The sequence below is a fragment of the Salinisphaera sp. SWV1 genome (genome assembly GCF_052044155.1).
Lineage (GTDB): Bacteria > Pseudomonadota > Gammaproteobacteria > Nevskiales > Salinisphaeraceae > Salinisphaera.
Genome location: NZ_JBQDYE010000015.1, coordinates 45,010 through 67,894, shown reverse-complemented (window position 1 = coordinate 67,894; position 22,885 = coordinate 45,010). Strand labels below are relative to the sequence as shown.

Genomic DNA, 22,885 nt, shown 5'->3' with positions numbered 1-22,885 from the left:
ACGGCAATGCGACGGCGTCGGTTTGCGCCGCCATCAGGCGCGGTCTCGCTGCGCGCAATGCGCGATTAATGACGAAACAACGCGCGCCGGCCACGCCGCTGCGCACTTTGTGTCCCGGACTGAATCGAGCGCCCTGTCTCGTTACCGTACAAGGAGAATTTCATGACTGACCGTCCCTCTGACGACTCTAAGCAACTGCTGGAACAACTGGCCCGTGTGCCAGAGCTCAAGAGAAGAAGTCTGCTCAAAACGCTGGCCATCGCCCCGCTGGCCTCGCTTTATGGCTCCAGGGCACTGGCCGCATCAAGCGGGCATACCGCATCGAGCGACAGCACCAGGCGATCGACCTTCTGCGTGCCGGTCCTGCCGGATACCCAGTACTATCCGCGTTATGCCTCGGAAAAGATGGGCAAGCTATTCCAGAAGAAATATCAAGGCATCCTTCCGCAGTATGACAACCCCTTCAAGACCCAGACCCAGTGGATCGTACGGAATCGCTATTTGCTGAACATTCCGTTCGTGATACACGTCGGCGACGTCGTCGACCAATCCTGGTATTACACGGCCGAGGGCTCTCGGCCATGGCATGCGAACCAGGATCTGGTCTATGGCAACCAGCTCGGCAATGGCAGCGTGAACAAGGAATGGGAATTGGCCAGCCAAGCCATGCAGGTGCTCGAAGACAGCCACTGCCCGTACTCGATCTGTGCCGGCAACCACGACATCGGGGCGATCGGCACAAATATCCAGTGGGGCCCGGACTGGGGCGTGGGCGTAACGGGCTTCAAAAACGACGATGGCTATCAGGACGGCGGCTTCCATCGACGCAATCTATTCGAACCCTATTTGCAGGTGTTCCCGACAGCGCGCGCCCAGCAGCAGAGCACGTTCGGTAGCCGACACCATTCCGGTTTCCACGAATATCACGTGTTCGAAGCCGAAGGTAACCGGTTCCTCGTACTCTCGCTGTCCTGGCGCGCCTCGGACGATGCGCTGAACTGGGCCAATCAGGTCATCGCCTCAAACCCCACCCTGCCGGTGATCCTGATCAACCATCAGCTGATGGGCATTGGCGACGACGGAACGACGGCCGCCGAAACCGGCTATTTCGAGTATTTATGGAAACACCTGATCCGGGACAACGATCAAATATTCATGGCCATCAGCGGCCACTATCACGGCTCTTGCCGCGTCACCAAGAAGAACAGTGCGGGCCATGATGTACTGCTGATCGTTGTCGATTATCAAATGTCGTATATGGGCGGCAACGGCCTGATGCGGTTGTACGAGTTCGACCTGACCCACAACAAGATATATGCCAGCACCTTCTCGCCGTGGGTACCGCTGAAGCCGAGCAGCGAGATCAACCAATTCGACGTGGCCTGGAAGACGGAGGACAACCACAACTACGCGCTGGACTTCGACTTCCAGCAGCGCTTTGCCGGCTTCTCCGATACGTTCCAGGTCCAGGCAGGCACACGTCCTGTCGGGCTCACCGACATCGCCCAGCAGCTGATCCTGGCCAACTATACCCAACCCGCCCAAGCCCAGCCCGTGCCGGCCCGGGACAGTGAAGACTATCCCAAGGTCAGCGGCACGCTCGCTCACTGGCGGTTCTTCAAGACCGGGGTCCGCGACGGCACCCAATTCAACTTTGACCATCGCAGCGGCGACTGGCCAATCGCCGATGTCTCGCCCGACGACGCCAACGCCAACCCGCTGTTCGTTAACACCTGGATGAAGCGGAACAGCAATCTGCTGTGGTCGACCGACCATCACCCGGCCTCGGCGGCACCCGGCAGCCTCCAGTTCGTGAACACCAAAAAACACGACTCGCCGTATTTTACAACCGACCGCAACGCCCCGATCAACACCGAACTGTTTGAAAACGGCTATACCATCGAGGCTTTCGTCAAGATCGGGGCCGATTTCGACGCCAAAAAAAATGCCTGGATGGGCATCCTCTATCGCCTGGGCGCCCGCTGGAATCTCTATAGTGGCGGCAGCGGAGACACCACGATGATGATGGCAATCTCCAATCTGATGGAGGTCCAGTGGGAGGTCGTGCCGGTCGGTCGATACACCAATATGACCTGTTGGTCGGGTAGCATCTCGGCTACCCAGTGGTATCACATCGCCGCTGTTAACGATCCAAACGACGACAATTCCGTGATCCTGTATGTCGAGGGCGCGCCGGTGCTGCGCAATATCGCCTCCTCCGCTCCCGGCATCCAGTATGTCAATGTTCAGACCGGCCTGCAGATGGCGATCGGCTGCAGCCAGTACGGCGGCCACATGGACAACGGTTTCCTCGGCAACCTGGGCGAAATCCGGCTCGTGAACCGACCGCTGTCCAGTGACCAGTGGCTAACCGCGCGGCGCCACACCAGCGCCTAGAAGAACAAGTGGCGGCCCCTTCGATCACTTCGACGGAGCCCTTATAAACCTCCCGAGCGCGGCCCGAGCGAGCGGCCGCGCTCTTTGTTGTCAGCCGACGGCGCGCGGCGCGACGACCGCGCGCCGGGATTCGTGATCACGGCTTCTTTTTGTCTCTCCATTTCAGATCGCCGCGCCGCGCCAACGTTCGTTGGATCGATTTGTTCCTATCGTTATTAACCCGGCACAAAAATAGATTATTTTTCGGGTTAATAGCGCGAGCATGCGACCGCATGCCCGCCGTGGCCATCGGGCGCCAAGCATTTGAAAATAAAAGACAGACAGGCGACGCCTTTTATTTTTCAAGACGTTGAAAACAGCTGACGAAGTCAGCTGTTTTGACGCTGGATTAATAACCCAAAATTCACGCAGACTGACATGGGTTCACGACACGGGCCCATCACTTGAAGCGCACTCATCTGCGTAGATCTGCGAAAAAAAGCGTCTTCCGATCCGAGCTTCCCATCCGCTGATTTATGCGCAGAGCAGACGCATATACCCAATCACAACACGAGCGACCGATGCCTGTCGATCGCGTTCTTGCGCGTAACCGAACGGCACCCGCCAGACCCATGTCCCCATTTGCCTAATCCGCGCCATCCGTGGATAAACCGCCTTTGGATCGAAGCCTTCGTTCTCTGGCTTGTTTGCAGATCAGGCAAATCTACACAAGATCACTTGACGCCATACCTGTCGCTAAAGCTCAGCTGCTGGCTGGCGCATCCTGTTGGACGGAATTGAGCTCGATAATTGTTTTCGCGCCGTAAGCACGAAGCGTAAGCAGCTCTTGGGGACTGCGTTTCGCGTATTTCCCGGCCAGGCGCACAAGCATTGCAACCCAGGCGTCTTCGTCCGACTTTTCTTGTTCCGTAGGCTCCTCCGGAAGCGTGAGACCATACTGCTCGTAGCGATAGTCAAACTCCGCAAGTTCATAGATAGTTTCACTACCGTCAACGTGTGAGTTGGGATTTGCCCCGTAACGCAGAAGCAACTCAACGACCTCAAATCGCCCATTGAAGATCGCTGCCATCATCTCGCAACCGCCACCACTGGGATGATTAGGCTTTGCTCCAGCTTCCAGAAGTAGCCTTACCGTGTCTGCGGGAAACTGGTTCGTTTCCCATGCCGTGCACGCCAGCCGGATAAGCCCTTCTCCTGATTCCGAAACAGTATCGGGATCGACGCCATTTTGCAGCAGCTTTCTGAGCAGTACGAGATCACCGTACCTGACTGCGAATGCTATGGATTCAGCCATACGATCCAATGCTGCCTCCTTGTTCGTGGCCAGATAGCGCCTAAGAGCCAGTGTTCCTCATTTGTGCAATCTGCGGATAAAAAGCCGACGCTTTCGTTCCTTGGTTTGTCCGCAGATGGCGCAATGTACGCAGATTCACAATAAAGAGGATTGGGTACCTCGGTTAATCGCGTATACATTCACGACTGTCCAGCTGAATATCGCCACCGCTCAGTCGACTTCGGCCTCGTGGCCGCGGGCCTCCAGCCAATCGCGGCGGTCAGCGGCGCGTTTCTTGGCCAGCAGCATATCCAGCATCTCGTCGACGCTCGCGCTCGCCTCGGCCGACGGCTCGATACCGAGCTGGACCAGGCGGCGCGTATCCGGCGCCATGGTGGTCTCGCGCAGCTGCAACGCGCTCATCTCGCCGAGGCCCTTGAAGCGGGTCACGCTGATCTTGCGCTGTTTCTTCTCGTTCTCCAGGCGCTTGAAGATGGCGTCGCGCTCGTCGCGATCCAGCGCATAAAACACTTCCTTGCCGGCGTCGATGCGAAACAGCGGCGGCATCGCGACGAACACGTGTCCGTGGGCCACCAACGGCCGGAAATGCTTGACGAACAGTGCGCACAGCAGCGTGGCGATATGCAGGCCGTCGGAATCGGCATCCGCCAGGATGCAGATCTTGTGGTAGCGCAGCCGGCTGAGGTCGGCCGAGCCGGGATCGAGGCCGAGCGCGACCGAGATATCGTGGATCTCGTTCGAGGCCATGATGTCCGCCGGCTCCACTTCCCAGGAATTGAGGATCTTGCCCCGCAGCGGCATCACCGCCTGGAAGTTGCGATCACGGGCCTGCTTGGCCGAGCCGCCGGCCGAGTCGCCCTCGACCAGAAACAGCTCGGACCGCGCCGGGTCATCGGTCACGCAGTCGGTGAGCTTGCCGGGCAGTGCCGGGCCCTGGGTCACCTTCTTGCGCTTGACCTTCTTGGCCGAGCGCGCCCGCGCCTGGGCGTTGCCGATGATCTGCTGGGCCAGCGTTTCGCCGGTTTCGGCGTGCCGGTTCAGCCATAGCGAGAACGCATCCTTGACCGCGCCGGACACGAAGCCACTGATATCGCGCGACGACAATCGCTCCTTGGTCTGGCCCGAGAACTGCGGCTCGTTCATCTTCACCGACAGTACATAGGTGCAACCCGACCAGACATCCTCCGGGGCGATCTTGACGCCTCGGGGCAACAGGTTGCGGAATTCGCAGAATTCGCGCACGGCTTCTGTCAGGCCCGACCGAAGGCCGTTCACGTGCGTGCCGCCCCCGGCGGTCGGGATCAGGTTGACGTAGGACTCGGCCACCGCGTCCACGCCGGGCTGCTCGGGCGCGATCCAGGTCAGGGCCCAGTCGACTGCCTGGCCACCCTCGTTCACGCCGCCCGTGAAGGCTGGCGAGATGACGGTGTCCACGCCCTCGAGCGCATCCGCCATGTAATCGGCGAGCCCGTCGGCATACTGCCAGACGAGGTCTTCCTCGGCCGCCTCGTCGACGAAGCGCACGCGCAGGTTCGGGCACAGCACGGCCTTGGCGCGCAGCAGATGCTTGAGGCGGCCGGTGGCGAAGCGGGGGCTGTCGAAATAACTCTCGTCGGGCGAGAACTGGAGCATCGTGCCGGTCTTGTTCTTCGCACAGCTGCCGATCTCGGTCAGATCCTGGGTCTTGTAGCCGCCGGCGAAACGCATTTCATAATGCTTGCCGTCGCGCCAGACCTGCACGATCAACTCGGTGGACAGGGCGTTGACCACCGAAACGCCCACCCCGTGCAGGCCGCCGGAGAACTGGTACTGCTTGTTCGAGAACTTGCCGCCCGCGTGCAGCCGCGTGAGGATCAGCTCCACCCCGGAGACGCCGTGCTGGCTGTGGGTATCGACCGGCATGCCGCGGCCGTCATCGACTACCGACAGGCTACCGTCGGCATGCAGGGTGACGTCGATCGCCTTGGCGTGCCCGGCGAGCGCTTCATCCACGCTGTTGTCGATGACTTCCTGGGCCAGATGATTGGGCCGCGCGGTATCGGTATACATGCCCGGCCGCTTGCGGACGGGGTCGAGCCCCGTGAGGACCTCGATATCGGCGGCATCGTATTGACTGGCCATCCATGCCTCGTGAAAAAACGAATAGTCGTACCGGCCGGCACGTTAAGCGTTTGGCCCGACCGTGGCAAGATGAACCGCCATCGCGCCGTCGGCACGACCTTGCATGACACGCTAAACTTCCGGCGCAATCACCCGGGCCTTCCTGTCATGAGCAAAGCCAAATCCGATAACGCGGCAAACACCGACGCCGATACGACCGATGCCCCGCCGCTGGCGGCCTTCGAGAGCTCGGTCGCGGAACTGGAGTCGCTGGTCGAGTCACTCGAGGCCGGCGATATCAGCCTCGAACAGGCCCTGGCCAAGTTCGAGCGCGGCGTCACGCTCGCGCGCCAGTGCCAGACCATGCTCAAGAGTGCGGAACTGCGGGTCGACCAACTGGTCGGCCAGGCGCCGGACGAGCGTACCGAACCGTTCACCGGCCCCGCCGAAGACGCCGCCGACTGAGCCCGCCCCGCCCTGGGCCAGGCGGCACGTCACTGCAACATGCAGTCGGAGTGCGGTGCGGGCATGGGCCGGATGTCGTCGCGCGCCTGAAACAGGCGCACGCTGGCCTTGCCCTCGTACTTGACGCGATACAAGGCGGAATCGGCATTGTGCATGAGTTCGTCGGCGTCGCCGCCGTGCTCGGGGTAAAAGGCGACGCCGAGACTGGCGCTGATTGCGACATCGATTTCCCCGGTTGATGTCGGCACCGCGATGGGCGCCGACAGGGCGTCGAGCAATTCCCGACAACGGGCCAGACACGACGGCTCGGATTCGACGTCCTCGATCAGGAGGGCGAACTCGTCACCGCCGAAGCGCGCGGCCGTGTCGACATCCTGCAGCGTCTGCTCGAGCCGGCGCGCCACGTGCTCAAGCACGACATCGCCCGCGCGATGGCCGTAGGCATCGTTGACCGGCTTGAAGCCGTCCAGATCCATGTAGCCGATCGCGAAACGCCCGGACCGACGGCGCGCGCGTTTGGTCATGCTGCTCAAGCGATCCACGAACAACAGGCGGTTGGGCAGCCCCGTGAGCGCGTCGTGCGTGGCCAGATGCTGGGCGCGCGCCTCGGCACGGCGCCGGATGTCGATCTCGCCACGGAGTTGGGTGTTCACCGCGTCCAGTTCGTCGCGCGCGCGCCGCAACGCCCGGCGGCTGTCGTACAGCTCGACGAAATTACGGACCTTGGCCTGCAACAGGCGTTCGTCGATGGGCTTCGTGATGTAGTCCACGGCGCCCAGGCGATAGCCCTTGAGGCGATCCATGTCGTCGCTTGAATCCGCGGTGACGAAGATCACGGCCGTATCGCGCGTGGATTGTTCGCCGTTGAGCAGTTCCGCGACTTCCATGCCGTCCATGCCGGGCATCTGCACATCGAGCAGGATCAAGGCGAACTCGTGATCCAGGCAGGCAGCGAGCGCATCGTTGCCGTTGCCGGCCTCGATCACGCTCACGTCAAGATGCTTGAGCACCCGGCGCATGGCCACGCGGTTGGCATACAGATCGTCGACCACGAGAACCTTGGAGGCCGGCTGATCGATGTGCTCGGGGTCAGACATGCGCGCGCTGCCTCCCGGCAGAGCCGGCACCGGCCCGCGGCCATGCGGCCGGCGCGGTCGCGCGCGGTGTGGCAACCGCCGCGCGGGGCGCCTGCACCGAGGTTTCAGGCTTCATGTAGCGGCCATGCCCGTTTGAGCCGGTAGATGCGATGGGTGTCACTGACGGCCTCGAAACAGGATGCGAGTGAAGAGAATTGCAACGTCTCCCGCGTGCCGAGCACAAGATACCCGCCGCGCACGAGACTGTCGGCAAACAAGCGCAATACACGCTCCTTGAGCGCCTGCGAGAAATAGATCAGGACATTGCGGCACATCACCAGGTGGGTTTCCGCAAAGACGCCGTCGGTCACGAGATTATGGTGTGCAAAGACCACCCGATCGCGCAGCGTTCGCCGCATCCGTATCAGATCATATCGGCTGCGGTAGTAATCCGCGAAATCGCCCCGGCCGCCCGCGCTGTCGTAATTCGCGGCGAAGCCCGGGATACGCCGTGCCGCAAAAATGCCTTCCGAAGCCCGCGCCAGCGCCTGATCGTTGATATCCGTGGCATAGAAGCGACAACGCGACAGCAGACCGGCCTCCTCGGCCAGGATCGCGGTGGAATACACCTCCTCGCCCTGGGCGCAGCCGGCCTGCCAGATGTTCACCCGCGGATACGACGACAGCACCGGCAGGACCTGCTCGCGCAACACGGCGAACACCGCCGGATCCCGGAACATGTCCGAAACCGGCACCGACAGCCGCGCGATCACCTCGCCGAGCACGGCGGGCTCATAGATAAGCCGCGGAATCAGGTGCCCGATACCCGGCGCGCCGAGATCGGCCGCCAGCTGCTCGGCACGGCGCTTGAGCGAGGCGCGCGCATAGCCGGAAAAGTCGTAGCCGTGACAGGCATTGAGAGCGTGCACGAACAGATCCAGCGCGCGATCTTCGGTGGCCACCGGATCGCTCATGACAACAAGGCCGCCATGCGCCGGAGCAGATCGTCCACGTCCAGCGGCTTGGACAGATAATCGTCGGCGCCGGCGGCGAGACAGGCCTCGCGATCACCGCTCATGGCCTTCGCGGTCAGCGCCACGATCGGCACGCGTGGATGATTCGAGCCGTCCCGGATACGGCGGATCGTGTCGTAGCCATCCATGCCCGGCATCATGATGTCCATCAGCACCAGATCAAGGCGCTCGGCCCCGGCCAGCCGATCGAGCGCCTTGAAGCCATCGGCGGCCATCGTGACCTCGACCCCATGGCCCCGCAACAATCGCGACAGGGCGAAGGTGTTGCGCATGTCATCGTCCACCACGAGCACATGGGCGCCGCTCAGCCCGGGCGCCGGGGTATCGGCCGGCGGCGCGGCGGGCGTGCTCAGCGGCGCGGGCGGCGGCGCCAGGCGATGCATGAACAACGAGATCTCGTCCAGCAGCCGATCCTGCGCGTGGCTGCCCTTGATCACGATACTGTCGGTGTGGTCGCGCAGGCGCTCGGTTTCTTCTGCCGACAGATCGCGCGCCGAATAGACCACCACCGGCGGTGCATCGGCCCGTCTGGCGATGGTATCCAGCAGATCGAAACCGGACACATCGGGCAGCTTCAGATCCAGCACCAGGCAATCGAAGGTTTCCTCGTCGAGCCGCGACAGGGCCGCCGCGCCGGAATCCACCGCGACCGTCGACACCTGCTCGCTGCGCAACAGACGCGCGATCGCTGCATGCGCATCCGGGTCGTCGTCGACCACAAGCACGCGGCGGGCCTTGCGCCCGGACAGCGTTTCCGCACGCGCCAGCAGCGTCTCGAGGTTGTCGCGCGTCACCGGCTTGCGCAGATAGCCGACCGCGCCGGCGCTGGCCGAGCGCCCGGTGTCGTCGGCCGCCGACACGATGTGCACGGGAATGTCGCGTGTGTCCGCGTCAGCCTTGATCCGGTCGAGCACGGACCAGCCGTCGAGCTCGCCCGGCAGCCCCAGATCGAGAATCACGGCATCCGGGGCGCACTCGGCCATGGCGGCGAGTGCGCGCCGGCCATCGCCCGCGGCTTCGGCCTCGAAACCGCGCTGGCGCGCGGTCTTGCACACGATATCGGCGAAGGCGGCGTCGTCATCGACGATCAACACACGCGGTGCCTGTCCTGCCGGGCGCGCACGGCGTCGCGGCCGTGGTGGCTCGTTGGCCGCCGGTGGGAGCGCTTCTGGCGCGGCATCGGCTCTGGCCCGATCGACTTCCCCCGCTGCTTCCCCGGCCGGTGCGAGATCCGTGCGTACGAACGCCGTGAAGCAACTGCCCTCGCCCGGCGTGCTTTGTACCCGCACTTCGCCGCCCAGCAGGCCCACCAACTCACGCGTGATCGACAGCCCCAGCCCGGTCCCGCTGTAATTGCGGCTGCTGCTGCCGTCGACCTGTTCGAAGGCATGGAAGATGCCCTCCAGGTGATCCGCGGGAATGCCGATCCCGTCGTCACGGACCTCGATCGCCAACGCATTGTCGTGCGCCAGTTGGTCGCGCTCGAAGCGGGCATCGGCCGCCGGCCGCATGAAACGCACGTCGACACACCCCTCGCGCGTGAACTTGATGGCATTGCCCACCAGGTTGCGCACGATCTGTTCCAGCTTGCCGGCGTCGGTCACGAGTTGTGCGGGCGCGTCCGCGCTCAACTCGACCTCGAACGCCAGTCCCTGGGCCTCGGCCATGTGCGCGAACTGGCGCCGTATGCGCGCCGCGAAACCGGCGGTGTCCACCCGATCGGTCAACACCCGCATCTTGCCGGCCTCGATCTTCGACAGATCGAGGATGTCGTTGATCAACGCCAGCAGGCTGGTGCCCGAATCATGGATGATGCGTGCAGCCTCGACCTGCTCCTCGTCGAGATTGCCCGGTTCGTTTTCGGCCAGGCTGCGCGAGAGAATCAACAGGCTGTTAAGCGGCGTGCGCAACTCATGCGACATGTTCGCCAGAAAATCGGACTTGTAGGCACTGGCCCGTTCGAGCTCCTCGGCGCGCTCCTCGGCCTCGGCGTGCAGGGCCGACAGCTCCTCCTGCTTGTCGCGCAGATCCGCATTGGCCGCCTGCAATGCGTCGGCCTGTGACTGCAGCTCTTCCTCCGACGCGCGCAACTCGGCCGCCTGGGACGACAGCTCCTCGCTCTGCGTCCGCAGTTCGGTATTGGCCCGCTGGAGGCTGGCCTGCTGCTCGGACAGCCGTTTTTCCGAACGGCTGAGTGCCTGCATCTGTTGCCGGCTCTGCGTCAGCAATTCGCTGGTTCGCCGCGCGCGCATCTGCGTCAACACCGCCATCCCGATATTCGGCAGCAACGTGTCCAGCAGTTCGCGCTCGGTTTCCGTCAGCGGGTGGAACAGGGCCAGTTCGATCACGGCGACCACTCGATCCGCGATGACCGCCGGGGCGACGAACAGAATGCTCGGCCGCGCCTCGCCCAGCCCGGAACGGATCGTGATGTAACCAGCCGGCAGGTCGGCCAGCTCGATCGGACGCCGGGTCTCCAGCGCAGCGCCCACCAGGCCCTCGCCGGGCGCGAACCGCTGCTCGGCCTCGGGCGAATAGCCATACGCCGCCAATAGATTGAAATCGGCCTCGTCGTCTTCGAGCGAAGCCCGCGTGAACATGGCGGCATAGCCCGCATGCATCAGCGGCGCCAGGTCGCGCAGCAGGCTCTGGCCCAGTTCGCGCTCATCCGCAGCGTGATACAGCATGGCCGTCATGCGCCCGCGGTGGTCGCGGATCCAGTAATCGCGATCCTGGCGCACGATGATCTGGCGAAACTTCTCCAGCGCGCGCGACATCGCACCGATCTCGTCGCCGCGATGCTGGAACCGGACCTGCACGTTGCGCTCGCCGTCCGCCAGACGCCCGGTGGTATCGGTCAACTGGGACAAGGGCGCGGCAATGCGCCGGCGCACGCCGATCACCGTGGCCAGACCGATCATCAGCCCCACGACGAGCAGACTCACCAGCGTGACATCCGCGACCCACTGGCGCTGCGCCACATTGGCGTTGCGGCCCGACAGATCGCGCTTGAGCCGCATGCGGTAATCCGACAAAGCCTGCTGCATGGGATCGAAATACGCCACGCTCGCGCCGTGCACCAGCGTCTGGCGCGCCGCCTGCATGGCACCGGTGTCCACGCGCGCCATCACCGGCTCGGCCACCTGCGCCTGCCAGCTCGATTCCAGCCGGTCGATCTTGCTGAGCAACTGCTCCTTGGCCCGGTCGTGCACCCCCGCGTCCTGCAGTTGATGCAGGTGATTCTCGACCGCGGCGTTGGCGCCGCGCAGCTGGTTTTCGTAGCGCTTCGAGGCAGTCAGGACGTAGGCGCGTAGCGCGGATTCCTGCGCGGTGATCGCCGTCCCCAGCTCCTGGGAGCGCGCCAGCGAAGCATGGGTCCGCCCGGCGCTCAGACGCGCGCTATTCACGCTCGCCAGCGCGATCAGGCTGATCACGCAGGATGCGCCGAACAGCACCAGGATCAGCGCGATCGAACCGATGAGCTGGCGTCGAATCGATAGACCGCCCAGCAGTCGGGCGAGCGCGCCCGCTGACGTTAGATGCCGTTCCACCATCCCCCTGCGGCCCATCACGGCCCCTCGACAAACACCCCCAATATACGATAACGGCGGATGGGCGGCGAGTTTTAGGCGTCGGCGACGCAACTTTGCCACGCCTGCGCGGTCTTAAATGACGGCAGGCAGACACCGCGGCATCGCTGCATCTGCCACCCAGATATGGCACGCACGACACAGCGTGCTAGCCTTGCAGCAAGCTGATAACGAGGTAAACGATGAGCGTCGAAAATTCGACTTATACCGCGCGTGCGCAGACCGCGCTGGCCACCAACAGTGTGCTACGCAACACCTACATGCTGCTGTCGGCCACGCTGCTGTTCTCGGCCGTCGTCGCGGGGGCCACGGCCACACTGCATCTGCCCTATCCCGGCTTCATCATCACGCTGGTCGGCATGTTCGGGTTGATGTTTCTCGTGCAGGCCACCGCGAACAGCGGCTGGGGCGTGGTGTCGATCTTTGCCTTCACCGGGTTCATGGGCTACACGCTCGGCCCGATCATCGACATGTACCTGCAGCACTTTTCCAATGGGCCGCAGCTGGTGACGATGGCCATGGGCGGCACCGGCGCCATCTTCGTCGGCATGTCGGGGTATGCCCTGGTCTCCGGCAAGCGCTTCAACCAGTGGGGCGGCATGCTCACGATGGGCATCCTGGTGGCCTTCGTGATGAGCCTGATCGCGGTGCTGTTCTCCATCCCCGCCCTGTCGCTCGCGGTGTCGATGATGTTCGTGCTGCTGATGAGCGGCCTGATCGTCTACCAGACCGGCGAGATCATTCACGGCGGCGAAACGAATTACATTCGCGCCACCCTGACGCTGTTCGTCACGATCTACAATCTGTTCATCAGCCTGCTTCAGTTGCTCGGCGTGTTCGCCGGCGATGACTGATCGCGGCGCGATCGGCGAAAAAGCCCGGCCATGCGCGGCCGGGCTTTTTTGTGGCCGTTACGTACGCCATGCGCCGTGCGCGTGGCGGTCTCAGTCGGCCGCGACCGTTCGGATGGTCAGGCGTCCACGCACCAGATCGCGCGCGCCGGCGGCCACGCGAAATGCATAGATCGAGCCGCTGGCATCCGCCATCAGACGCTCGGCGTGAATATCGATCGAGGCCAGGTCGGCCACGGCTTCGGGGTCGGCCAGCAACTCGATATGCCGCAGCCCCACCAGCCGGCCGGCAGCGGCCGACCCCGCGCCACCAGCCGCACGGGCGCGCAACGACCCGTGGGCCGCGGTTGCCTGCGCCGCGTATTCGATCAGCGCGGTCACCGGCATCACGCCGCCATCGGCCAGCGGATGCGCCGTCGGCGCAGGCAGCCGGCTGCGGCAATGAATGCAGTCATCGGCCCAGGCGACGACCTCGTCGAGCAGACACATCATGCCGGCATGCGGCACGAGTCCGGCCACCCGCACCGGGCTCACAGCGGCGTGATCGGCACGCACCAGTGCCCTTGTTCCGATTCGATGACCGGCGCGGCCGGCAGGTTCGCGGCCAGCGCCGCGAACAACGGCAGGCTGCGCGCACTGGCGTTCAGGCATCGAAGCCGCTCCAGCTCGGGCCCAACCATCGAGGCCGGCGCGTCGTTCACCGGTTGCGGCCGATCGATGGCGGCCATGGCCCCGTCGGTGCGCGTATCCAGCCACCAGGCCATGGCGAAGGTCGCGCCGATATCGCGGCGCGCCTCGGCCAGCATGCCGGTGCCGTCCATGTCGTAGCACACCAGCAGAACCGGGCGTCGGCGTTGCGCCAGCAGCCCCCAGGCTTCGCACAGAGCGACGGCGAATCCGCCCGCCCCGGCCGACAGGCTGGTCGAGGGTTCGCGCGCGCCGGTGGCGATACTCCAGTAGCCCGCGGGCGCGTTATGCACCGAGTTGTGAAAACGGGTGGGTGAAATCGCACGCTCCGCCGTGTTCACCGCCGCGCACAGCTGATCGGCGATATCGATATCGCCCGCCGACGACGAGAACACCGCCGCGACCGTCGACGCATCGCACCCGTGGCTGGCCTGTTCGGCCACGCGAAACGCCAGATGTACCGCAGCGCCGGCGCGGCGCGCCTCATTGCGCGGCAGCAAGCGGGTGCGGAACGGGGCCAGCGGCTCGCGGACATAGGCGGTCTCGCCGGCCAGCACCGGGCGCGCGGCCGGCCAGCCGTCGAGCCCGGGCGCGGCGATGCCGAGGCCATGCAGATACGCGCGCCGCATCAGACATCCTCCGCGGCCAGCAACAGACTGCAATTGCTGCCGCCGAAGCCGAAGGTGTTGCTCAACACGCGACGGACCCCGCCGGGCTCGGGCGCCGTGAGCAGACGACACCGCAATGCCGGATCGAGGTCCTGCGTATTCAGGGTCGCCGGGCGATAATCGTGCGCGATCGCGAGACAGGCGATGACCGCCTCCACAATGCCGGCAGCGCCCAGCGTATGCCCGGTCCAGCCCTTGGTGGCGGAGGCCGGCGTCGCGGTGCCGAACAGGCTGACCACCGCGCGATCCTCGGCCTGGTCATTGGCGGGGGTCGCGGTGCCGTGCAGGTTGATGTAATCGACCGCCCCGGGGGCCAGGCCGGCGCTGTCGAGCGCACGCCGCATGGCCAGCGCCGCGCCGCGCCCCTCGGGCTCGGGCGCCGCCATGTGATACGCATCGGCCGATTCTCCCACGCCGATCACGCGCGGCCCCGGCGCGGCGCCGGCCGCCGGGCCGACCAGTGCGAAACCGCCCGCCTCACCGATCGAGATCCCGCGGCGATGGGCATCCCAGGGCCGGCAGGGTTCGGGCGAGGTCAGCTGGAGCGAGGCGAAACCGTAAAGGGTGGTCAGACAGAGGCTGTCGACGCCCCCGACCACCGCCATGTCGCAGAATCCCGCTTCGATCGAACGCGCCGCGGACGCAAACACCTTGGCGCTCGAAGAACAGGCGGTGGACACAGTCAACGCCGGACCGGCCAGGCCGAGCCGCCGCTGCACGTAGCCGCACAGGGCGAAATAGTCATGCGTATGCTCGAACGAGAACCACGCCGGCAAGCGACCGTCGGCCACCTCGCGATAGGCGCGCTCGGTGGTGCCGATGCCGGAGGTGCTGGTGCCCAGGAACAGGCCGATACGCTCGGGCGCGCATACCCGCTTGGCGGTTTCCACCGCATCGATGAAGCCATCCTGTTGCAGTGCCAGCTCGGCGAGCTGATGGTTGCGACAATGCCAGTCCAACCATGCCGCGGGCAGCGCGACGTCCTCGCAGCCGGGCACGCGGCCGATCCACGTGGCCAGATCCGCGCCGTCGAAATCGCAGGGCACGAGGCCGCTGCGTTGCTCGCGCAGCGCCTGCCACAGTGCGTCGCACCCGGCGCCCACGGCGGTGGTCGCGGTATAGGCCCGGATGGCCATTGGCTTCATCGCTCGATGCTCCATTGCGCTCATGTTCACGCGGTCCGGCCGGCGCGCGCTGTGCCCGTGCCTCGGGCGATGACACGCGGCGGGCTCAGTGCCAGAACTGATAGAAATTGAACCAATTGTACGGGGCTTGCCGCACGTGCTCAGCCAGCCGATCGGCGTAGGCCTGGGTCCAGGCGCCGGCACGCTGCATGCGTTCGCCGCGCGGCAGCGACAGACCGGGGCTGAACTGCTCGCAATACAGGTCATAATGCCCGCCGCCCCGATACAGACCGAAGGCGAGAAACACCGGCACGCCCAGCATGCCGGCCAGCAGCCAGGGCGTCGCCGGGAACGGCGCCGTGCCGCCGAGGAAATCGCAATCCACCGTGCGCTCGCCCGCATGAACGCGATCCGCCATGATGCCGACCATCTCGCCGCGATCGAGCGCCGCCTTGACCTTGAGCACGCGATCGACATCGGCAGTGGCGGTGTCGATCACGCGATCGCCGAAACCCGGATCGAGCTTCTGCAGCACGGCGTTCATCTTCGCCCCGGTCGCCCAGTTCATGAGGATGCGCACGGTCAGGTCGTCGCGCCGGTCGCTGAGGGCACGCAGCGCCTCGAAGCTGCCGAGATGCGACACCATGATGATCCCGCCCTGGCGGCGCTCCACGCAATCGCGAAACGACTGCACCCCATGATGGGCGATCGACAACGGTGAGTCGGCGCCGCCGAGCATGTACATGCGATCGAGAAACACGGTCGCGAACGCATACAAATGGCGGTAGCTGTGATACCAGCGCGGGCGACGCGCAAGCACGCGGGCGAGATAATCCCGCGAGGCGCGGCGCGCGGCCGGCGCGGCGATCATGAAATAGGCCACGCCCAGGTGCAGCATCGCGCGCGCCGCGCCGCGGCCCAGACATCCGGCCACCCAGGCGACGGCATGGAGCACGAACGGATGGCTGCGCTCGGTACGGCGGGTCCAGGCTTCAGCCATCGATCGGGGCACTCCATGCGATCACGCCGTGGGCGACACAGCCGGCCGGCCCGGTGCAGGCGAATTGCAGACGGCCGCCGGTCCTGGTTGTAAGCGCAACGACACAGTGCTGCTCCGGATACAGCGCGGCCACGAACTTGCAGCGCAGGATCCCTCGCATGCGGCCGCCGTACCGGCGCCCCGCCGCCCGGCCGACGTGGTCGAGCAGCACGACACCGGGCACGATCGGCGCCCCCGGGAAATGCCCGTCGAGACAGGGGTGATCGGCCGCGATGGAAAACACGTAATCAGCCACGGACGCCGCGCTCCGGGCGCCGCGCGGCGCGCCAGGCCGCCACCACATCGGCGTGCGCCAGCTTGCCCATGCTGTTGCGTGGCAGCCGCTCGACCTTGACCAGCGGCCGCGGCACGAAGACCGGGTCCACGCGTTGCGCCAGTTCGGCGCCCAGCGCGCGCACCGTGCGCGACGGCGCCACCACCAGCGCGGTCGGACGCTCCGCGGCCGGAGCCTCGGGTGAGGCGAATACCACTGCATCCTCCACGCCCTCGATATCCAGCAGCGCCGCGGTCAACCCCGCCAGCGATATGCGCTTGCCGGCCACCTTGAGCATATCCGCCGAGCGCCCGATCAGTCGGAAACATGTCGCGTCGAGAACGTCCAGCTCGTCCGCCAGCGCCACCGGGCGCGGCAGCTGGCCGCCGCGGACCACGACCTGCTCATCGCCCTGCGCCAGCTGCAGGCCGTCATACAGCTGCCAGCGATCGTCCACGGCCGTGCGCCGGCTGGCCATGCTGCCGGTCTCGCTGCTGCCGTAGATCTCGTGGACTTCCGTGTGCCAATGCCGCTCGGCGGCCGCGGCCAATGCGCTCGACAACGGCGCGGTCGCCGAAATGATGCGCGTGACGGCCGGCAGCGCGACCTCGGCGTCGAGGCAGGCCTTGAGCTGGATCGGGGTCGTGAACAGGGCCCGCGGCGCGGGCAGGCGCGCGAGTGCATCGGCGATCTGCCAGGGCATGAACGGGCGGGCGCTGTCGGCGGCGAACCCGCCGTGCAAGGCCAGCAGCACGGAATTTTCCAGGCCGTACATATGCTGGGGCGGCACGCTGGCGACCACATTCATGGCCGGCCTCGCCGGGAAGAACCGGCGCCGCAACAGCGCGCTTCCGATCGCAAGATCGCCCCACCGCTTGCGTTGCGGCGCCGGCTCGCCGGTGCTGCCCGAGGTGAACACCACCGCCACCGCGCGCGTCGCCGGGATTTCCGGCGGAGCCGGCATGGGCGGCGATTCGCCGCCGAGCCGAGCCGCCACCCAGGCGTCGTCGACCGCGATCGCCCCCGGATAGCGCGCGCGTATCCGATCCAGCGTGGCGGCCTGGCGTGTCTGCGGCAAAAGATTCAGCGCCCCGGCCCAGCAGCCGGCGGCAAAGGCCACGGTAAACAGATAACGATCGTCGCAGAGATTGAAAAACGCGGTGCGGCCGGCGAGCGCGTCCGCCACCGATCGCATATCCGCGAGCGCCGCCGCGGCGCTGACGGGCACGCCCCGGCGCCAGGCGAACACACGCCCGGGACGGTAATCGGCAAGCAAAGCCCGGGCCGACTCAGCCATGTCGCAGATCGCGGTAGTCGATGCGCCGCAGGGCAGCCATGTATTGGCGCCAGCTCATGTGCTCGTACTCACCGATGGCGCGCCGACGCACGAACCATTCAGCCACGAACAGCAATCCCACGATCAGATAGTTCAGGAAATTCGCGCATAGCGACCAGATTTCGGCGGATGCGAACACCGCCAGGCATAGATTGGCGAGCGCCATCACCAGCATCGCGGCGCACCAGAAACGCGTCACCGCGCGCGTGTAACGCGCCACCGGGCCCGGCAGGGGGCCACGGATCGCCCGTGCCACAAGCGTGATCAACGGGGTCTGACCGGGCAGCAGCGTGCGGCCGAACAACCAGGCCAGCGCCAGACAGATGAGCACGGGCGTGGCGTAGAAGAATACCAGCGCGTCCACCGTGTGCACGCTGAGCGCGGCGATCGCGATCAGCACCAACAGCGCCAGCCAGGCCCCCGGACGCCGGCGAATCAACCATGGGCCGAGCCCATTGACGATCAGCACCGCCAGGGCGACGAAGCGCAGCCCGGGCCAGCCCGTCACCACCGCGGCGTGGACCAGCACCGGATAGAGCAGCGGCACGAGGCCCGCGACCAAGCCCAGACGCCGCATGAATCAGCGCACGGCCCCGGGCCGGCCCGCACCGCAATGGCCGGCTGCGCCCGCGTTCGGCATGCCTGCGGGATGCATCAGCAACGTGTAACCGCGCCAGCGCGACAAAAACCTCAAGCCTCGGCGCGTTCGCGCTCGATGTGCGCGCTCAGCGATCGCAGCGTAGCGAATATGCGGCTGTTGGCTTCATCGTCGGCGCGCAACTCGATGCCATAGGCCTGATTCACGGCCAGCGCGATTTCCAGGGCGTCGATCGAATCGAGGCCCAGGCCGTCGGCCTCCGGCCCGAACAGCGGCGCCGTGGGTTCGATCTCCGCGGCGACCACATCTTCCAGATCCAGAGACGTCACCAGCAGCTGTGCGACATCGCGCTCGAGATCGCTTTGCTCACTCATAATCTTTCACTCGTTGTTGTACTTGCGCCGCGGTACGTGCGCCCGCGCATTCGATATGCCCGGCATGGGTCACCGGGCTCGTCGCCCGCGGCGTTCCGGCATCGCGGGCCATTCGCGGCACTCAGCCTACCTATTGTCCACGAACCGAGGCTTCGATTCACCCCGCCACGCACGCGCACCGGGTATCGACACGATCGCGCTCGGCGTCCATCATCCGCCCCACGCGGCGTCGCTGCGCCTGTCGGCTCGTTGTCGCCAAACCCGAGCGCCCCTTGCCGAGCGCGACCGGGTCACGCCGGGGCGCGCGATCGGATTTTCCTCTATTCGGCCTGAACCGTGATCGAACACCGCAGCCACATCGAGTTCCAGGTGCCGTTTTTCGACGTCGACTCCATGCATATCGCCTGGCACGGCCACTATGCGAAGTACTTCGAGCTGGCCCGATGCCAGCTGCTGGAAGACCTCGGGCACGATTACGACGCCATGGCCGCCTCCGGTTTTTCCTGGCCCGTGGTCGATCTTCGCGTGCGCTACATGCGGTCGCTGACCTTCAAGCAATGGGTCCGCGTCACCGCCACCCTGAAACAGTGGGATCAGCAGTTGCGCATCGCCTACCGGCTTCGCGATCGCGATTCAGGCACCAGTCTGGCGCGCGGCAGCACCCTGCAGGTGCCGGTGGCAATCGAATCGGGCCAACGCTACCCGGGCACGCCGGCGGCCGTACGCGAGGCCCTCGCCCGGTTCGCCGAACGATCGAAAACAGCGGAGCCGAATCAATGATACAAGCGCGCCGACGCCTGCAACACGCCGTACTGGCACGGCTGATCGTCCTGGTGATCGCGCTGGCCGCCGGCCCGATGGCGCTGGCGGCACAGTCCGGCCAGGGCGACATGCCGGCCCTGGGCCACGAAGCCCCCGGCCATGTGCTGCGGGGCCGCTTCGTTCAGCACAAGCATCTGGCCGAACTCGACCGGGCGCTGGTGTCGCGCGGCCATTATGTCGTGGCGCGCAATCGCGGGTTGCTGTGGCAGGTCGACAAACCGGTACACAGCACGCTGGTGATCACGCCCCAGGCCCTGACCGAATCCAGTCAGGGGCAGCAGACCGCACACATCAGCGCGCAACAACAGCCCGCGCTCGGCGCCGTCGCCTCGATTCTGCTCGCGGTGTTCCAGGGCAACACGGATCAGCTGTCGCGCTACTTCAAGATTCAACGCCCGGGCCAGGGTTCCGGCGGCAAGGCGCTCACGCTCATCCCCCGGACCGACGCCGTGAAGCACTTCATCACCCGGCTCAAGATCAGCGGCGGCGACCGCGTGCGCCGTATCCGCATCGATCAGCCGGGCGGGGACTACAGCGTCATCGACCTCCATCCCGCGCAGCACACCGCCAAGGCACTGACCCCCGCCGAACGGCGGGCCTTCGCGCGGTAACCGGCCGCCGGCCCCGCGGCAGCTGACAAGGAGTCCGATCTTGCCTGTTGCGAGTACACAGCGAACGACGCCGCCCCGGCGCGCCCGAGTGCGCGTTGCCGATGGCGCCCGCACGCGGCGTGACGGGGCCGCCGCGCCTTGAAGATGCGGGCGGTCATCTGGCTGCTCGGGGTTATCGCCCTGGGCGCCATTCTCGCGGCGCTGGCGAGCACCGGCCGGCTGAGCGTGCGCACCGACCTGATGGCGCTGTTGCCGAAGCCACAGCACGATGCGCTGGTCAATGCGACCGTGCAGCGCATGGCCACTTTCGGCCAGCGGCGCGTCACCGTCCTGCTGTCCGGCGACAGCCGGGCGCATCGTCGGCGCGCGATCCAGGCCATGGCCACGGTGCTGACGGCGAGTCCGGCCTTCGACCAGGTCATCGCCCGCGCCGACGATGCGCTCGGCGCCGGCCAGCGCAGCGATCTCGACCAGCTGTATTTCGCCCACCGCTTCCATTTGCTGGCACCCGCCGATGCCCGGGCACTGGCCACACTGGCCAAGGCGCCGGCGGCAAGCGCCGCGGCGCGCCACGCCCGCGAACACTTCACCAACCGCGCCCAGAGCCGGCTTTACGGGCTCGGCGTGAACGGCGGCGGCCGGTTCATCGACGACCCCTTCGGCCTCGCGGATGCCTACCAGCGCACTGCGCTGCCCAACCCCGCCCCCAATCTGCGCATCGCGGGCGACGGCACGTTCTATGTGGTCGGGCCGCGGGGGCATCGAGCCGATGTGATGTTCGCGCAGACACGCCACAATCCGTTCTCGCTGGCCAGCGAAAGCCAGGCCTCGGCGGCGCTGGCCAAGGCGCGCGCGGCGGGCCACGCGGCCGCGCCCGCGGCCACGATCCGTATCTCGGGCGTGGTTCGCCATGCCGCGGTCGCGGCCCAACGGGCCAAGTTCGAGATGTCGGTCATCGGCACCGGCTCGCTGATCGGCATCGTGCTGCTCATGTTCTGGGCCTTCGGGCGCGTGCGGCCGTTCGTCCTCAGCCTGACCGCGGTCGGCGGCGGCATCCTGCTGGCCGTGGTGGTCACCGATCTCGTGTTCGGCGGCATCCACATGCTCACGCTCGTGTTCGGCACGAGCCTGGTCGGCGTGTCGATCGATTATTGTCTGCATTTCTTTGCCCAGCGCCTGGCCACCCCCGATCCGGCCACCGCCCTGGCCCGCGTGCGCCGGCCGGTGCTGCTCGGGCTCACGACCAGCGTAATCGCCTACGGCGGCATGGTGATCGCCCCCTTCCCGGGGCTGCGTCAGATCGCGGTCTTCACCGCAACCGGACTCATCGGGGGCTGGCTCGGCATGTGGCTGCTCCTGCCCGGCGCCGGCGGACCCGCGCCGCGGCCGGGTCGTGCGTTACGGCTGGCGGCACTGTGGCGCTCGCACGGCCCGGCGCGACTGGCCGCCGGCCACGAACGCGTTCTGGTGGCGGCACTGTCGGCGCTCGCCCTCGTGCTCGGCGGCTTCGCGCTCTGGCAGCTCAGCCCCGACGACAGCGTCCGTGTGCTCTACAATCCGCCGGCGCAGCTGGTCAAAACCGATCGCGAGGTCGCCCGGCTGCTCGGGGCCACGCTGTCCACCCACGCCATCGTGGTCAGCGGCGGCACGACCGCCCGGGTACTGGCCACCGAGCAACAGTTGACCGATCGGCTCGAGGCGGGCGCCAGGCCGGCCGCCGACGTGCGTGCGATCACCGATGCCTACCCCCCGGTCGCCCGGCAGCAGCGCAATTACGCCCGGCTGGCGCAGACGCTGTATGCGCCGCACGGCGCGTTGACACAGGTTCTGCAATCGGCCGGTTTCAAGCCGCCGCAGATCGCGGCGGCGCGCCATGCCTTTGTTGCCGCCAAGGGCCGGACGCTGTCGCTGGCCGACTGGTTGTCCAGCCCGGCCAGCCTGGGGCTGCGCGGGCTCTGGCTCGGGCGCGTGAACGGCGCCGATGCGGCGATTGTCCGCATCGACCGAATCCACGATGCCGCGCGCCTGAAGCAGATCGTCGCCCAATACCCGCACGCCGAATACATCGACAGCGTCGCGCGCATCTCGAGCCTGTTGTCGCATTATCGCCGGCTGGCGACCTGGCTGCTGGGGCTGGAATACATTCTGGCCTGGCTGGTGCTGTGGCGCGCATTCGGCGCGCGCGGGGCGCTCGCCCTGCTGTTGCCGCCGGCACTGGCGAGCATCGCCGTACTGGCCATCTTCGCCGCCACCGGCGCGACCTTCGCCCTGTTCAATCTGGTGGCCCTGATCCTGTTGCTGGGGCTGGGCGCGGATTACGGTATCTTCCTGCGCACGGCGCCGGCGGATCATGCGCCCGCGATGCTGGCCGTGGGCCTGTCGGTCGCCACCACCCTGCTCGCGTTCGGCCTGCTGGGCGTCAGCCATACACCGGCGCTGCACGAGTTCGGGCTCACGCTCGCGCTGGGCCTGACGTTCACGTTCCTGCTAGCGTCATTGCTGGGCCGCCCCGTCCCCGACACGAGTCCTTCGCAACAGGAGTGAT

General features: G+C 66.1%; 19 protein-coding genes. 6 read left to right on the top strand and 13 right to left on the bottom strand.

Annotation, left to right across the window (positions count from 1 at the left end; all coding sequences use genetic code 11):
- Positions 1 to 162 precede the first annotated feature (162 nt).
- The gene (locus ACS8YF_RS09370) at positions 163 to 2,397 is read left to right on the top strand and encodes a LamG-like jellyroll fold domain-containing protein (RefSeq protein ID WP_440849953.1); all 2,235 of its coding nucleotides are present in this window, start codon (positions 163 to 165) and stop codon (positions 2,395 to 2,397) included.
- A 742-nt stretch (positions 2,398 to 3,139) separates the two neighbouring features.
- On the opposite strand, the gene ACS8YF_RS09365 is transcribed toward ACS8YF_RS09370, so the two are convergent.
- Together ACS8YF_RS09365 and parE are read right to left on the bottom strand one after the other, a co-directional pair.
- The gene (locus ACS8YF_RS09365) at positions 3,140 to 3,691 is read right to left on the bottom strand and encodes an ankyrin repeat domain-containing protein (protein ID WP_440849970.1); all 552 of its coding nucleotides are present in this window, start codon (positions 3,689 to 3,691) and stop codon (positions 3,140 to 3,142) included.
- 210 nt (positions 3,692 to 3,901) lie between these two features.
- Positions 3,902 to 5,812, bottom strand: coding sequence for a DNA topoisomerase IV subunit B (gene parE, locus ACS8YF_RS09360; protein WP_440849952.1), 1,911 nt, complete (start codon positions 5,810 to 5,812; stop codon positions 3,902 to 3,904).
- Between the two features lie 147 nt (positions 5,813 to 5,959).
- Here parE and ACS8YF_RS09355 point away from each other — a divergent pair, with 147 nt between their 5' ends.
- Entirely contained in the window at positions 5,960 to 6,256 is a 297-nt protein-coding gene (locus tag ACS8YF_RS09355; RefSeq protein WP_440849951.1) for an exodeoxyribonuclease VII small subunit, read from the top strand.
- Between the two features lie 29 nt (positions 6,257 to 6,285).
- Here ACS8YF_RS09355 and ACS8YF_RS09350 read toward each other — a convergent pair whose 3' ends face one another.
- The 3 genes from ACS8YF_RS09350 to ACS8YF_RS09340 all read right to left on the bottom strand — a co-directional run bounded on the left by ACS8YF_RS09350 (position 6,286) and on the right by ACS8YF_RS09340 (position 11,935).
- Positions 6,286 to 7,353, bottom strand: a complete 1,068-nt coding sequence (locus ACS8YF_RS09350) for a diguanylate cyclase domain-containing protein (RefSeq protein ID WP_440849950.1) — start codon at positions 7,351 to 7,353, stop codon at positions 6,286 to 6,288.
- Positions 7,354 to 7,457: 104 nt separating this feature from the next.
- On the bottom strand, positions 7,458 to 8,306 hold the full coding sequence (locus tag ACS8YF_RS09345; protein WP_440849949.1) for a CheR family methyltransferase: 849 nt from the start codon (positions 8,304 to 8,306) through the stop codon (positions 7,458 to 7,460).
- Positions 8,303 to 11,935 (bottom strand): response regulator, encoded by a 3,633-nt coding sequence (locus ACS8YF_RS09340; protein ID WP_440849948.1) that lies wholly within the window; start codon positions 11,933 to 11,935, stop codon positions 8,303 to 8,305. The genes ACS8YF_RS09345 and ACS8YF_RS09340 overlap by 4 nt, the downstream gene beginning before the upstream one ends.
- 203 nt (positions 11,936 to 12,138) lie before the next feature.
- Here ACS8YF_RS09340 and ACS8YF_RS09335 point away from each other — a divergent pair, with 203 nt between their 5' ends.
- Positions 12,139 to 12,810 (top strand): Bax inhibitor-1/YccA family protein, encoded by a 672-nt coding sequence (locus ACS8YF_RS09335; RefSeq protein ID WP_440849947.1) that lies wholly within the window; start codon positions 12,139 to 12,141, stop codon positions 12,808 to 12,810.
- 90 nt (positions 12,811 to 12,900) lie between these two features.
- Here ACS8YF_RS09335 and ACS8YF_RS09330 read toward each other — a convergent pair whose 3' ends face one another.
- The 8 genes from ACS8YF_RS09330 to ACS8YF_RS09295 all read right to left on the bottom strand — a co-directional run bounded on the left by ACS8YF_RS09330 (position 12,901) and on the right by ACS8YF_RS09295 (position 18,907).
- Complete coding sequence (locus ACS8YF_RS09330) at positions 12,901 to 13,362, bottom strand: phosphotransferase (RefSeq protein ID WP_440849946.1); 462 nt, start codon at positions 13,360 to 13,362, stop codon at positions 12,901 to 12,903.
- On the bottom strand, positions 13,338 to 14,123 hold the full coding sequence (locus ACS8YF_RS09325; RefSeq protein WP_440849945.1) for a beta-ketoacyl synthase chain length factor: 786 nt from the start codon (positions 14,121 to 14,123) through the stop codon (positions 13,338 to 13,340). The genes ACS8YF_RS09330 and ACS8YF_RS09325 overlap by 25 nt, the downstream gene beginning before the upstream one ends.
- Positions 14,123 to 15,307, bottom strand: coding sequence for a beta-ketoacyl-[acyl-carrier-protein] synthase family protein (locus ACS8YF_RS09320; protein WP_440849944.1), 1,185 nt, complete (start codon positions 15,305 to 15,307; stop codon positions 14,123 to 14,125). The genes ACS8YF_RS09325 and ACS8YF_RS09320 overlap by 1 nt, the downstream gene beginning before the upstream one ends.
- A gap of 85 nt (positions 15,308 to 15,392) precedes the next feature.
- Entirely contained in the window at positions 15,393 to 16,286 is an 894-nt protein-coding gene (locus tag ACS8YF_RS09315; protein WP_440849943.1) for an LpxL/LpxP family acyltransferase, read from the bottom strand.
- Positions 16,279 to 16,581: a hydroxymyristoyl-ACP dehydratase gene (locus ACS8YF_RS09310; protein ID WP_440849942.1), complete on the bottom strand. Its 303-nt coding sequence runs from the start codon at positions 16,579 to 16,581 to the stop codon at positions 16,279 to 16,281. Before ACS8YF_RS09310 ends, ACS8YF_RS09315 begins: the two co-directional genes overlap by 8 nt.
- Entirely contained in the window at positions 16,574 to 17,896 is a 1,323-nt protein-coding gene (locus ACS8YF_RS09305; protein WP_440849941.1) for an AMP-binding protein, read from the bottom strand. Before ACS8YF_RS09305 ends, ACS8YF_RS09310 begins: the two co-directional genes overlap by 8 nt.
- Positions 17,889 to 18,512, bottom strand: coding sequence for a hypothetical protein (locus tag ACS8YF_RS09300; RefSeq protein ID WP_440849940.1), 624 nt, complete (start codon positions 18,510 to 18,512; stop codon positions 17,889 to 17,891). The genes ACS8YF_RS09305 and ACS8YF_RS09300 overlap by 8 nt, the downstream gene beginning before the upstream one ends.
- 113 nt (positions 18,513 to 18,625) lie before the next feature.
- The gene (locus ACS8YF_RS09295; RefSeq protein WP_440849939.1) at positions 18,626 to 18,907 is read right to left on the bottom strand and encodes a phosphopantetheine-binding protein; all 282 of its coding nucleotides are present in this window, start codon (positions 18,905 to 18,907) and stop codon (positions 18,626 to 18,628) included.
- Between the two features lie 336 nt (positions 18,908 to 19,243).
- Between ACS8YF_RS09295 and ACS8YF_RS09290 the strand changes: the two genes are divergently transcribed.
- From ACS8YF_RS09290 to ACS8YF_RS09280, 3 genes are all read left to right on the top strand, one after another.
- Complete coding sequence (locus ACS8YF_RS09290; RefSeq protein ID WP_440849938.1) at positions 19,244 to 19,687, top strand: acyl-CoA thioesterase; 444 nt, start codon at positions 19,244 to 19,246, stop codon at positions 19,685 to 19,687.
- A complete protein-coding gene (locus tag ACS8YF_RS09285; protein ID WP_440849937.1) occupies positions 19,684 to 20,340 on the top strand; it encodes a LolA family protein in 657 nt (218 codons plus the stop codon). Before ACS8YF_RS09290 ends, ACS8YF_RS09285 begins: the two co-directional genes overlap by 4 nt.
- A gap of 138 nt (positions 20,341 to 20,478) precedes the next feature.
- On the top strand, positions 20,479 to 22,884 hold the full coding sequence (locus ACS8YF_RS09280) for an MMPL family transporter (protein ID WP_440849936.1): 2,406 nt from the start codon (positions 20,479 to 20,481) through the stop codon (positions 22,882 to 22,884).
- The last annotated feature ends 1 nt before the right edge of the window (position 22,885 follow it).

Coding starts and splice junctions, on each gene's coding strand:
- ACS8YF_RS09320 (WP_440849944.1), bottom strand. CDS start 15,307: ATGAAGCCAATGGCCATCCGGGCCTATACCGCGACCACCGCCGTGGGC.
- ACS8YF_RS09345 (WP_440849949.1), bottom strand. CDS start 8,306: ATGAGCGATCCGGTGGCCACCGAAGATCGCGCGCTGGATCTGTTCGTG.
- ACS8YF_RS09365 (WP_440849970.1), bottom strand. CDS start 3,691: ATGGCTGAATCCATAGCATTCGCAGTCAGGTACGGTGATCTCGTACTG.
- ACS8YF_RS09355 (WP_440849951.1), top strand. CDS start 5,960: ATGAGCAAAGCCAAATCCGATAACGCGGCAAACACCGACGCCGATACG.
- ACS8YF_RS09325 (WP_440849945.1), bottom strand. CDS start 14,123: ATGCGGCGCGCGTATCTGCATGGCCTCGGCATCGCCGCGCCCGGGCTC.
- ACS8YF_RS09295 (WP_440849939.1), bottom strand. CDS start 18,907: ATGAGTGAGCAAAGCGATCTCGAGCGCGATGTCGCACAGCTGCTGGTG.
- ACS8YF_RS09370 (WP_440849953.1), top strand. CDS start 163: ATGACTGACCGTCCCTCTGACGACTCTAAGCAACTGCTGGAACAACTG.
- ACS8YF_RS09305 (WP_440849941.1), bottom strand. CDS start 17,896: ATGGCTGAGTCGGCCCGGGCTTTGCTTGCCGATTACCGTCCCGGGCGT.
- parE (WP_440849952.1), bottom strand. CDS start 5,812: ATGGCCAGTCAATACGATGCCGCCGATATCGAGGTCCTCACGGGGCTC.
- ACS8YF_RS09340 (WP_440849948.1), bottom strand. CDS start 11,935: ATGGGCCGCAGGGGGATGGTGGAACGGCATCTAACGTCAGCGGGCGCG.
- ACS8YF_RS09300 (WP_440849940.1), bottom strand. CDS start 18,512: ATGCGGCGTCTGGGCTTGGTCGCGGGCCTCGTGCCGCTGCTCTATCCG.
- ACS8YF_RS09350 (WP_440849950.1), bottom strand. CDS start 7,353: ATGTCTGACCCCGAGCACATCGATCAGCCGGCCTCCAAGGTTCTCGTG.
- ACS8YF_RS09285 (WP_440849937.1), top strand. CDS start 19,684: ATGATACAAGCGCGCCGACGCCTGCAACACGCCGTACTGGCACGGCTG.
- ACS8YF_RS09335 (WP_440849947.1), top strand. CDS start 12,139: ATGAGCGTCGAAAATTCGACTTATACCGCGCGTGCGCAGACCGCGCTG.
- ACS8YF_RS09315 (WP_440849943.1), bottom strand. CDS start 16,286: ATGGCTGAAGCCTGGACCCGCCGTACCGAGCGCAGCCATCCGTTCGTG.